The 11,462-nt window shown below is 71.5% G+C and carries 10 protein-coding genes; 4 read left to right on the top strand and 6 right to left on the bottom strand.

All coding sequences use genetic code 11. The annotated features are described in order from the left end of the window. Window positions 1-70: 70 nt before the first annotated feature. From J5X86_RS37410 to J5X86_RS37395, 4 genes are read right to left on the bottom strand one after another with little or no spacing between them, the layout of a single operon-like run. Window positions 71-664 carry an ATP/GTP-binding protein gene (locus J5X86_RS37410; protein ID WP_208521112.1) on the bottom strand — a complete coding sequence of 198 codons (594 nt, stop codon included), beginning with the start codon at window positions 662-664 and terminating at the stop codon, window positions 71-73. Beyond that, complete coding sequence (locus J5X86_RS37405; protein WP_014058709.1) at window positions 645-1,040, bottom strand: DUF742 domain-containing protein; 396 nt, start codon at window positions 1,038-1,040, stop codon at window positions 645-647. The genes J5X86_RS37410 and J5X86_RS37405 overlap by 20 nt, the downstream gene beginning before the upstream one ends. A 16-nt stretch (window positions 1,041-1,056) precedes the next feature. After that, window positions 1,057-1,485, bottom strand: coding sequence for a roadblock/LC7 domain-containing protein (locus tag J5X86_RS37400; protein WP_014058710.1), 429 nt, complete (start codon window positions 1,483-1,485; stop codon window positions 1,057-1,059). Next, window positions 1,482-4,181 carry a nitrate- and nitrite sensing domain-containing protein gene (locus J5X86_RS37395; protein WP_208521111.1) on the bottom strand — a complete coding sequence of 900 codons (2,700 nt, stop codon included), beginning with the start codon at window positions 4,179-4,181 and terminating at the stop codon, window positions 1,482-1,484. Before J5X86_RS37395 ends, J5X86_RS37400 begins: the two co-directional genes overlap by 4 nt. Before the next feature lie 363 nt (window positions 4,182-4,544). Here J5X86_RS37395 and J5X86_RS37390 point away from each other — a divergent pair, with 363 nt between their 5' ends. After that, complete coding sequence (locus tag J5X86_RS37390) at window positions 4,545-4,964, top strand: hypothetical protein (protein ID WP_078645847.1); 420 nt, start codon at window positions 4,545-4,547, stop codon at window positions 4,962-4,964. Here the strand turns inward: J5X86_RS37390 and J5X86_RS37385 are convergent. After that, window positions 4,912-6,114, bottom strand: a complete 1,203-nt coding sequence (locus tag J5X86_RS37385) for an NAD(P)/FAD-dependent oxidoreductase (protein WP_208521110.1) — start codon at window positions 6,112-6,114, stop codon at window positions 4,912-4,914. The two genes, J5X86_RS37390 and J5X86_RS37385, sit on opposite strands and share 53 nt — an antisense overlap. Beyond that, on the bottom strand, window positions 6,111-6,473 hold the full coding sequence (locus J5X86_RS37380) for a bifunctional 3-phenylpropionate/cinnamic acid dioxygenase ferredoxin subunit (RefSeq protein ID WP_208521109.1): 363 nt from the start codon (window positions 6,471-6,473) through the stop codon (window positions 6,111-6,113). Before J5X86_RS37380 ends, J5X86_RS37385 begins: the two co-directional genes overlap by 4 nt. A 151-nt stretch (window positions 6,474-6,624) precedes the next feature. On the opposite strand from J5X86_RS37380, the gene J5X86_RS37375 reads away from it, so the two are divergent. From J5X86_RS37375 to J5X86_RS37365, 3 genes are all read left to right on the top strand, one after another. After that, window positions 6,625-7,422, top strand: a complete 798-nt coding sequence (locus J5X86_RS37375; RefSeq protein ID WP_119993341.1) for an IclR family transcriptional regulator — start codon at window positions 6,625-6,627, stop codon at window positions 7,420-7,422. 321 nt (window positions 7,423-7,743) lie between these two features. Next, a complete protein-coding gene (locus J5X86_RS37370; protein ID WP_208521108.1) occupies window positions 7,744-8,829 on the top strand; it encodes an S-(hydroxymethyl)mycothiol dehydrogenase in 1,086 nt (361 codons plus the stop codon). Between the two features lie 86 nt (window positions 8,830-8,915). Further along, the gene (locus J5X86_RS37365; RefSeq protein WP_208521107.1) at window positions 8,916-11,387 is read left to right on the top strand and encodes an FAD-dependent oxidoreductase; all 2,472 of its coding nucleotides are present in this window, start codon (window positions 8,916-8,918) and stop codon (window positions 11,385-11,387) included. The last annotated feature ends 75 nt before the right edge of the window (window positions 11,388-11,462 follow it).

Below are 11,462 nucleotides of genomic sequence, written 5' to 3'. Positions count from 1 at the left end.
GCATACGGTGCCATCGCTCGCGAACGGCGGCCCGTACCCCGGACGGCGGGGTACGGGCCGTGCCGTGCGGTCAGGCCCGGGGGGCGGTGGCCAGCATCGCGTGCTCGACCACCGAGATCAGCACATGCTTGACCGACTCGCGCTCCCGGGCGTCGCACAGGACGACCGGGGTGCCCGGGTCGAGGTCGAGCGCGTCGCGCACCGAGTCCTCCGGATAGCGGTCGGCGTCCTGGAAGCAGTTGACCGCCACGGTGAAGGCGATGTCCCGCCGCTCGAAGTAGTCGATGGCGGCGAAGCAGTCCTCGAGACGGCGGGTGTCGGCCAGCACCACCGCGCCCAGCGCGCCGGTGGCCAGCTCGTCCCACAGGAACCAGAAGCGGTCCTGTCCCGGTGTGCCGAAGAGATACAGCACCAGGTCCTCGCGGAGCGTGATGCGCCCGAAGTCCATGGCGACGGTGGTGGTCGTCTTGGACTCCACCCCCGCGATGTCGTCGACCGGCCGGCCCGCCTCGGTGAGCAGCTCCTCGGTGCGCAGCGGCCTGATCTCGCTGACCGCCCCCACCAGTGTCGTCTTGCCCACCCCGAAGCCGCCCGCCACCAGTATCTTCAGCGTGACCGGTTCGACGATATGAGGGCGGACCAGGTCAGAGTGCCCGTAGTCCATTGATCACCTCGCGCAGAATCCTCTCGTCCGGCAGTTCCGCCGGAGGTACGGGCCGCGACACTCGGACGAGTGCGGCGTGGAGCAGATCGCCGATGAGCACACGGATCACGCCGATCGGAAGGTCGAGCTCCGCCGCCAGTTCGGCGACGGACTGCGGACTGTCCCGGCTCAGCTCGACGATGTCGATGTGCTCCGGGGACAACATCTGGTCGGCGACGGTCCGGTGGTTCGCGCTGTCGGCGACGACGACCGCGATCAGATCCAGCTTCTCCTCCGCGGCGCTGCGGGTGCGTCCCCGCGTCATCGCATAAGGTCTGACCACCGGTCCCGCCGCGTCGTCGAACCACCGGGCGACGCCTTCCGGGTCTCCGCTCATCTTCCCCCGGCCTCCGTCACCCGCTGGAGCGCGGAGCCGAGCCCAGATGCACGCCCACCCGCTTGACCAGCAGCGTCATCTCGTATGCTACCTGGCCCACATCGGAGTCGGCGTCGGCGAGGACGGCAAGACAGCTACCGTCGCCCGCCGCGGTGACGAACAGGAAGGCGTCGTCGAGTTCGACGATGGTCTGACGGACCCGGCCGACGTCGAAGTGGCGGCCGACGCCCTTGGCGAGGCTGTGGAAGCCGGAGGCCACGGCGGCCAGATGCTCACCGTCCTCCCGGGACAGATCGCGTGAGCCGCCGGTGGCGAGCCCGTCCCCGGAGAGCACCAGCGCCTTGCGGATGCTGCCCACTCTGCCGACCAATTCATCGAGCAGCCAGTTGAGTTCGCCCGATCCGTTCGGCGAGCCGTTGGATGCTGCGGCGTTCGATGCGGTCATCGACCGTCCCCCTCATGTGTCGTTCCAGGGCTTACGTCCGCATCGCCGGATCCGGTGGCCGACTGCCGCCGACCGCGCTGCCAACCCCGTTGGAGCGAGGCCATGGTGGCCCTCGCCTGCTCGGCTTCGCGCTCGGGATCGATCTCGGCAGCGGTTCGGTCCGCCTCGTCCGGGGGTGCGGGGTCGTTCTTCAACTGCGGGGCCAGGCTGGCCTGCCGTACCCGCTTGGGGAGGCCGGAGGCCGCCCGCTGGGTGGGCACCGGGCTCTGCTCCGGGCCTTTGCGCTCCGGCCCCGTGCGCCGCGGGCCCTGGCTTTGGCCCTGGGCCTGGTCCTGGCCCTGGCGTTCGGAGCGGTCGGCCCAGGACGGCTGCCCCGGGCCCTGCGAACGGGTGGGCCGTCCGCCGGACGTGCCCTCGACCGGCCGGCCGTGGTCGGCGACCAGTACCGGTGGGACACGGCGGGGCAGCGGCGCGGGGCCGCCGCCCGGTGCCGGGTCCGGGCCGTCCGGAGTCTGCTGATGCTGCTCCACGGTGGACGGGGCGGGTCCGGTGCGTACGGACTGACGCGCGTTCAGGCCGCGGGCCCGGAAGATCCCGCCCACTTCCTCGTCCTCGTCGGTGCCCTCGTGACCCTCATGTGCGAGGGACGAGGTCAGGGACGCGAGCTGCGAGGCCGGCTCGGCCTCGTCCAAGGGCCCGAGCCGGACGTCGCCCACGCCCCGCCGCGCGGTGTCGGCGAAGCGCCCGCCGGTGTCCCGGTCGTCGCTGTCGCGGTCGTCGGTCTCCCCCCGGCCGCCCTCGTCGGTGAGCAGGTTGGAGGGGATGAGCACGATGGCCGTGGTGCCGCCGTACGGGGAGGGCTGCAGCGAGACGCGCGCCCCCTGCCGCTGGGCGAGCCGGCTGACCACGAACAGCCCGAGCCGGTCGGTGTCGGAGAGCTGGAACTCGGGGGTCTCGGCGAGCCGGAGGTTGGCCTCCAGCAGCGCGTCGGGCGTCATGCCGAGGCCCCGGTCGTGGATCTCCAGGGTGAAGCCCTTGGCGACCCGCTCGCCGTGCACCTGGACGGCGGTGTGCGGCGGCGAGAAGACGGTCGCGTTCTCCAGGAGTTCGGCGATCAGGTGGGTGAGGTCGCCGACGGCCGGGCCGACAGCCGCGATCCGGGGCAGCCGGCGGACCTCGATCCGCTCGTAGTCCTCCACCTCGGCGACGGCCGCACGCACGACGTCCATCAGCTGGATCGGCTTGCGCCACTGCCGAGAGGGGGCGGCGCCGGAGAGGATGACCAGGCCCTCGGCGTGCCGCCGCATACGGGTGGTCATATGGTCCAGGCGGAACAGGTCGGCGAGCTCGTCGGTGTCCTCGGTGCGCCGCTCCATGGTGTCGAGGAGGGTGAGCTGACGGTGCAGCAGCACCTGGCTGCGGCGGGCGAGATTGACGAAGACCTCGGAGACGCCCTGGCGGAGCTCGGCCTGCTTGACCGCGGCCTCGACGGCGGCCCGCTGGAGGGTGTTGAGGGCCAGGCCCACCTGGCCCATCTCATCGGGGCCGTAGTCCAGCCGGGGCGCCTCGGTCTCCACGTCGATCTGCTCGCCCGCGCCGAGGCGGCGCATCACGCTCGGCAGCCGGACGCTGGAGACCTCCTGGGCGTCCCTGCGCAGCCGGGACAGATCGCGGACCAGGCTCCGGCCGATCCGGAACGAGACGAAGATGGAGACGATGAGCGCGATCAGGCCGAGTACGCCGGCGATCCCCGCCTTGAGCAACACGCTGCTGGCCACCGGGTCGATGCGCTTCTTGAGCCGGTCGGTGGCCTCGTCGCCCAGCCGGTCGTAGTCGTTGAGGACGGGGTGGGCCGCGGCCTCCCAGTGCTCCTGGTCCAGCGCCCTGATGGCCGTGGCGGGGTCCATCGAGGAGAGGACCTTGCCCTCGGCCACGCGCAGGGCGGCGGGGGCGGCGTTGGTGCGCCGGTAGTCGGCGAAGACCTTCTGCTCGGAGTCGGGGAGGATCGGCAGGTTGATCTCGTAGAGCAGGGTGCGCTCGGCGATGAGGTCGGACATCGCCTGGAGCTCCGCCATCGTCATCTTGCGTGCCGTCAGCGCCGAGACATACAGCGCGTCCTCGCGGGAGAGCGCCTCCCGGGCGCGGATCATGGCGACCAGCGCGCGGCCCTGTTTGTCGAGGTCGGTGTCGGGCACCGCGTGGAGGGAGCTGCGGAAGGTGTAGCAGAGGTCGACAAGCTTGTTGTAATACTCATATGCCTGGGTCGAGGAAATGCCGTCGTCCTCGACCTTGCGGCGCAGGCTGTCCAGCCCGTCGGCGGCCTTGAGGATGTTGTCGAGCTGTTCCTCGGAGTCGTCGTTCATCTTGCCGTGCATAGTGCCGTCCGACTCGGCGGCCCGCAGCTTGTCGACGGCCTGGTCGGTTTTGCGCTGCAGGGAGTGGAGCACGGGCAGGGCGTCCGACTGCCGCGGATCGGCCAGCAGGATGAGCGTCTGCCGGCGTTCCTTCTGGACGGCGTGCACCGCGTCCTCGGCCGGCTGGCCCGCCTTGTCGATGATGTCGGCCGCGTCCAGCAGTTGGATCGCCTCGCGACCGGTGATCACCGTGGCGAAGGCCCATATCGCCGTCAGCGACACGAGCGGCACCAGCAACAGCGCCACGATCTTCCTGCGGATGGACTTACCGCGAAAGCGCATGGCCTCCCTAACGTCAACCCCGAATTCCGGGGGCGGTGTTCCGAGTTCCGACAACGAGCGGCGCGAGCCTACTACTGCCAGTTGGACATATCGAAGGCATGTCCACTTGATGCAGGGAACTCCTTACACTGCGTGATCAGGAGTTGTCGGGCGATTCCCCGACTTTCCCCCCGCGCTCGGGGCTCTTCTCCCGGGCACCGCATGCGACCATTCGGCCGCGGTTGGCTGGTTTTCCCCTCCCCAGGGGAACCTCCGGTCGGTGCCATTCGTGATCCAAAGGGGCACACTAGGGGGGCATACAACCCAAGTCCCGCTATCTGACTCGGCCGCACCGGGGCAGCCTTGGAAAGGGGTGGGAGCGTCATGGACGCGATGGACAAGGATCGCGACATCCCGGCACTCGGGGCCCGGCCGTTGTGGACCGAGGAGCCGGCGCGCAGGCGGCGGCTGCCCGATCCGGTCCGCGCCGCGGCGGTGCGGGCGGTCATCATCATCGCCGTGACGCTGGTTCAGACGATGGTCGCGCTCCTGTGCACCCTGGCGGGCTCATGGTCCGCCTTCCCCACCGTGCTCGCCACGGTGGCGAGCACGGTGGTGGCGACCTGGGGCGTGCTGGACGTATGGGTGACCCGGCAGGTCTGGCGCCAGCGGTACGGAGTGGTGTCCCGGCCCAGCAGCACGGCCCGGGAGATGCGTCGGCAGCGCCGCCGGGCCGGTGAGGCGGAGCCGGTCACCTCCCGGCCGGCTGCGGAGCACGGGCCAGCTCGCGGCGCAGCCGCATAAAGGGCCTGGGCCGGTCGACGCCGAGGGCGGCGGTGGAGATCCCGCCACGTTCGTAGACGACGAGGAAGCCGCCGCCGTCGGCCGGGTCGCCCTCGAGGATCCGGACGGTGTCACCGGGTGCGCGCCGCCCGGCGTACTGGATACGGGCGCCGTACTGGTCGGACCAGAAGTAGGGGAGCGCCTCGAAGGGTTCGACGGTGGACCCGGCGAGCAGATTGCGGGCGGCGACGGCGCCCTGCAGCATTCCGCTGGTCCAGTGCTCGGCCCGGACGGTGCGCGCGGTGCCCGGCTGGGCCAGCCGGGCCACGTCCCCGACGGCCACGACATTGGGCAGCGCGGTGACACAGCCGGCGTCGCACCGCACCCCGTCGTCCAGGGCCAGACCGGAGCCTTCCAGCCACCCGGTGACGGGACGCACCCCGACGCCGACGACCACCACATCGGCGGGCAGCACCCGCCCGTCGGTGAGCTCCACGCCGGTGACCCGGCCGCTGCCGCGCAAGCCCCCGACGCCGGTGCCGCACAGCAGGGTGGCCCCGCCCCGCGCGTGCAGCGCGGCGCACACCCGGGCCATCTCCTCGCCCAGTTGGGGCACCAGCGGCAGCGGCGCGGCCTCCACGACGGTGACATCGAGCCCGAGGGCGGCACAGGAGGAGGCCACTTCGGCGCCGATGAAGCCCGCGCCGATCACCACCACCCGTGCGGCACCCGCGCGCAGCGCGGCGCGAAGCCGGGTCGCGTCGTCGAGGGTGCGCAGGGTGTGCACCCCGTCCAGCCGCGGAAGGGGCAGCGTTCTGGGCGTGGCCCCGGTGGCGATGACGACGCCGTCGGTGCGCAGGGCGCGGCCGCCGGTGAGGCGGATCTCCCCGGCGGCGGTGTCCAGTGCCTCGGCCCGGACGCCGAGCAGCCATTCGGCGTCGAGTTCGGCCTCCTCCTCGGGGTCGGTCAGGGCGAGGCGGCCCGGCCCCTCGCCCGGATCGCCGTCCCCGGTCAGGAACTCCTTGGACAGCGGCGGGCGGTCGTAGGGGCGGTGGCGCTCCTCCCCGACGACGACCAGCCGCCCGTCGTATCCCAGGGAGCGCAGGCCCCGCGCCGCGTGCAGTCCCGCGAGCGAGGCCCCGACCACCGTGACCGTGGTGAGCGTCGTCATGCCACGGCTTCTTCCGGTGCCGCGTGCACGGGCTCGCCGGGAACGGTGCGCACCGCGGGGTGGACATACAGCACTCCGTCCACGACCGTGACAGCGTGGGTCCGTACGGGCTTGCGGGCGGGCAGGCAGGTCGGCTCGCCGGACCGCAGATCGAACAGCGCGGCATGCAGCGGGCATTCGACGTAGCAGCCTTCCAGCCACCCTTCGGAGAGGGAGGCGTCCTGGTGGCTGCAGGTGTCATCGATGGCGTAGAACGCTCCGTCGGTGTGGAACACCGCGATCGTCGCGGTGGCGTCGCCGGCCTCGACACGCATCGACTCACCCTCCGGCAAGTCCTCGATACGGCAGACGGGAATCATTGGCCCCCCTCACGTTGATCGGTATCATGCGTTGTGGATAGTGCATTGAAAAGCGCGATGCGCAACAGAATCCAGATCGGGAAGGCAGCCGTCAAGAGTTCCCCGGACCGAGGGGCCCCACGCAGAGCCACCGGATGGTGAGATCAGAACCATGACGAACACGACCGAGGAACGGGCCGAGGACAAGCGGGGGGCCTCCGGGGCAGTGCAGTCGGTGGACAGGGCGGTCAGCGTCCTGGAGATCCTTGCCAGGCTCGGCGAAGCCGGAGTGACCGAGATCGCCGACGAGCTGGGGGTCCACAAGTCGACCGCCTTCCGGCTGCTCGGCGTTCTGGAGAACCGCGGACTCGTCGGGCAGGAACGCGACCGGGGGAAGTACTACCTGGGCGCCGGGGTGCTCAGACTCGCCGGCGCCGCCGCCATCCGCCTGGACATCTCGCAGGAGGGCGCCCCGGTGTGCCGGGCGCTGGCCGACGAGACCGGTGAGACGGCCAATATCGCCGTCCTGGACGGGGACGCGGCGGTCAACATCATGCAGGCGCGCGGCGCCGCGGCGGTGACCGCCTTCAACTGGCTGGGGCGGCGCACCGCGCTGCACGCGACCGCGAGCGGCAAGGTGCTGCTCGCGCATCTGTCGGGCGAACGCCGGGAGCGGCTGGTGACGCGGAAGCTGCCGCGGTTCACCGAGCACACCATCACCACCTCCGCCGAGCTGCGGCAGCAGCTGGAGACGGCGGCCGAGCGCGGCTACGCCTACTCCTGCGAGGAGTTGGAGATCGGGCTGAACGCGGTGGCGGCGCCGGTACGCGCCCACGACGGCGCGCTCATCGGGGCGATCGGCGTCTCGGGCCCGGCGTACCGGATGGCGCAGAGCCGGCTGCCCGATCTGGCCGAGTACGCCGTGAAGACCGCCGAGGAGCTGTCCCGGCGGATGGGCTTCCCCGGCTGAGCCACCACATCACCCCACCCACCCGACGAGGGGGCCGGACGACTCCGGCCCCCTCGTCGCGTCCGCGGCCAGGGCCCAGGGGCGTGTGACCGACGCGAAATCCCCAGTCAGCGCTGGCTTACAGGCGGTTTTCGCGAACCCCTTGACCGCACGGGGCGGCGACTTTCAGGATGTCTCTCATCGCGCAACATGCCGCGCTATACGCAACTGGGTGGTAACCGGTGGCCGTTGAAACGGCCTCGGCCTCACCTTCCATCGAGGCAGTCATGCCAGCTCCCGTGCACCGGTCCCTGCGATCGCAGGAGAACAGAGGAGTGAGCCATGCCGCAAGAAGCCCGCGCCGTCGTCGCGGTCAAAAAGGGCGCCCCCGTGGAGGTGCTGCCCGTTCTCGTGCCCGAACCCGGCCCCGGTGAGGTGCTGGTGGGAGTCCAGGCGTGCGGCGTGTGCCACACCGACCTGCACTACCGGGACGGCGCGATCGGTGACGAATTTCCGTATCTGCTCGGGCACGAGGCGGCCGGAATGGTCGAGGCCGTGGGCCCCGGCGTCACCGGACTCGCACCCGGTGACTATGTGGTCCTGGCCTGGCGGGCGCCGTGCGGCGGCTGCCGCTCCTGCCGCCGGGGCCGCCCGTGGTACTGCTTCGACAGCCGCAATGCCGCCCAGCCGATGACCCTGACCGACGGCACCCCGCTCAACCCGGCGCTGGGCATCGGCGCGTTCGCCGAGAAGACGCTGGTCGCAGCGGGGCAGGCGGTGAAGATCGACCCCTCGGCACGCCCCGAGGCGGCGGGCCTGATCGGCTGTGGGGTGATGGCCGGCTACGGCGCGGCCGTGCACACCGGCGGGGTGTCCAACGGCGACACGGTCGCGGTCATCGGCTGCGGCGGCGTCGGCAACGCCGCGATCGCCGGGGCCTCGCTGTCCGGGGCGCGCAGGGTGATCGCCGTGGACATCGACGACGCCAAACTGGACGCGGCGACCCGCTTCGGCGCCACCGACACCGTCAACTCCCGTGGTACGGACCCGGTCGAGGCGGTGCGCGAGCTGACCGGGGGCTTCGGCGCGAATGTGGTCATCGACGCGGTGGGCCGCCCCGAGACCTACTCCCAGGGCTTCTACATGCGCGACCTGGCCGGGGTGCTGGTTCAGGTCGGGGTGCCGGATCCGGCGATGCGCATCGATCTGCCGCTGATCGATCTGTTCTCGCGGGGCGGTGCGCTCAAGTCGTCCTGGTACGGCGACTGCCTGCCCAGCCGCGACTTCCCGGTCCTGGTCGACCTCCACCTCAGCCGCAAGCTGGATCTGGACGCGTTCGTCAGCGAGACGATCACGCTGGACGAGGTCGAGACCGCGTTCGCCAAGATGCAGCGCGGCGAGGTGCTGCGGTCGGTGGTGGTCCTGTGAGCGACGCACGCGCGGCCGCCGGGCCGCAGACAACGACGAAACCCGCACCTGCGCCGCGCGGGCGGAGAAGCGAACAAAAGGATCCTGTGACCACCGACATTCATGCCCAGGCATCCGGCCCGAACAAGCGCGTGGTCATCGTCGGTGCCGGGATCGTCGGCTGCTCGCTCGCCGATGAGCTGACCGCCCGCGGCTGGCGGGACGTCACCGTCCTGGAGCAGGGCCCGCTGCTCGCCCCCGGCGGCTCGACCTCGCACGCCCCCGGCCTGGTCTTCCGGACCAGCCCCTCCAAGACCCTGACCGACTTCGCCACCTACACCGTCGAGAAGTTCTCCTCCCTAGAGGTCGACGGGCTGTCCTGCTTCAACCCGGTGGGCGGTCTGGAGATCGCCACCAGCGAGGAGCGCTGGGCCGAGCTGCACCGCAAGGCCGGGCTGGCGGCCTCCTGGGGCGTACGGGGCGAGCTGCTCGGCCCGGCCCAATGCGCCGAGCTGTGGCCGCTGCTGGACGCGGAGCGGATCCTCGGCGGTTTCCACACCCCGGACGACGGGCTGGCCCGGGCACTGCTCGCCTCCCGCGCCCAGATGGAGCGGGCCACCGCGCACGGCGCCCGCTTCCTGGACCGGCACACCGTCACCGCCATCGAGCGGGAGGACGGCCGGGTCACCGCGGTCGTCACCGACCGGGGCACCTTTCCCGCCGACATCGTGGTCTCCGCCGCCGGGTTCTGGGGCCCGCTGATCGGCGCGATGGCGGGGGTCCCCGTCCCCCTGCAGCCGCTGGCCCACCAGTACGCCAGGACCGGGCCGCTGCCCGAGCTCGCTGGGCTCAACGACCCCCGTACGGAGGCGAGCCGGCCGATCCTGCGCTTCCAGGACCGCGATCTCTACTTCCGCGAGCACACGGACCGCATCGGTATCGGCAGCTACGCCCACCGCCCGCTCCCCGTCGACCCGGCGCGACTGCCCGCGTACGACGAGGCCCCGGTGATGCCGTCCTCGCTGCCGTTCACCGCCGAAGACTTCGCCCCAAGCTGGGAGGACAGCGTCGAATTGCTCCCCGCGCTCGGCGCGAGCGGGGTCGAGGAGGGCTTCAACGGCGTCTTCTCCTTCACCCCCGACGGTATGCCGGTCATCGGCGAGTCCCGCGAGGTGCGCGGCTTCTGGCTGGCCGAGGCGGTGTGGGTGACCCACTCCGCGGGCGTCGCCCGGGCCGTGGCCGAGTGGATGACGGACGGGCGGCCGGGCATGGACGTCCATGAATGCGATCTGTACCGCTTCGAAGACGCGCAAGCCTCCCCCGCCTACATCGCCGAGCGCGGGGCCCGGAACTTCGTCGAGGTCTATGACGTCATCCATCCGCTGCAGCCGATGGAGCAGCCCCGTCCGCTGCGGGTCAGCCCCTTCCACGTCCGGCAGCGGGAGCTGGGCGGGTACTTCCTGGAGGCCGCGGGCTGGGAGCGGCCGCACTGGTACGAGGCGAACGCCCCGCTCGCCGAGTCGATCGACCTGCCCCCGCGCGACGCCTGGTCGGCCCGCTACTGGTCGCCCATCGCCGCCGCCGAGGCCAGGGTCACCCGGGAGCGGGTCGCGCTGTACGACATGACCCCGCTCAAGCGGCTGACGGTCACCGGGCCCGGGGCGCTGGACTTCCTGCAGCGCATGACCACCAATCAGCTGGCGAAGAAGCCCGGTGCGGTCACCTACACCCTGCTGCTGGACGAGGCCGGGGGCATCCGCAGCGACCTCACCGTCGCCCGGCTGTCGGAGCGCCACTTCCAGGTCGGCGCCAACGGCGGACTGGACCTGGACTGGCTGCTGCGCCATGCGCCCGATGACGTTCATATCGCCGACATCACGCCCGGCACCTGCTGCATCGGCGTCTGGGGCCCGCTGGCCCGGGATCTGGTCCAGCCGCTGACCCGCGACGACTTCTCGCATGAGGCGTTCGGCTACTTCAAGGCCCGGCAGACGTATATCGGCCATGTCCCGGTGATCGCGATGCGGCTGTCCTACGTCGGCGAGCTGGGCTGGGAGCTGTACACCACCGCCGACATGGGGCTGCGGCTGTGGGACACGCTGTGGAAGGCGGGCCGGCGCCACGGGGTGATCGCCGCCGGGCGCTCGGCCTTCAACAGCCTGCGGCTGGAGAAGGGCTATCGCGCCTGGGGCCACGACATGACCACCGAGCACGATCCCTACGAGGCCGGGGTCGGCTTCGCCGTCCGGATGAACAAGGGCGACTTCATCGGGCGTGCGGCGCTCGAGGGCCGCAGCGAGGAGACGGCGGCCCGCAGGCTGACCTGTCTCACCCTGGACGACCCGGCCGCGGTCGTCATGGGCAAGGAGCCGGTGTACGCCGATGGCGTCCCGGCCGGCTATGTGACCAGCGCGTCCTACGGCTACACCATCGGCCGGACCGTGGCCTACGCCTGGCTGCCCGCCGCGGCCGCCGTCCCCGGCACCGCCGTCCACATCGAGTACTTCGGCGAGAAGGTCCCCGCGACCGTCGCCGCCGAGCCCCTCTTCGACCCGCGCATGGAGCGCATCCGCCGCTGACGCGAGCGCGTGCCGAGAGCGCGTGCCGAGAGCGCGTGCCGAGAGCGTCCGCGAGCGCGGGAAGCGACCGCTTGG

This window comes from Streptomyces sp. NEAU-YJ-81, assembly GCF_017592595.1.
In the GTDB taxonomy this organism is placed as follows: Bacteria; Actinomycetota; Actinomycetes; order Streptomycetales; family Streptomycetaceae; genus Streptomyces; species Streptomyces hygroscopicus_B.
The sequence above is the reverse complement of the archived record's forward strand: the minus strand, read 5'-3'. Positions and strand labels throughout refer to the sequence as shown.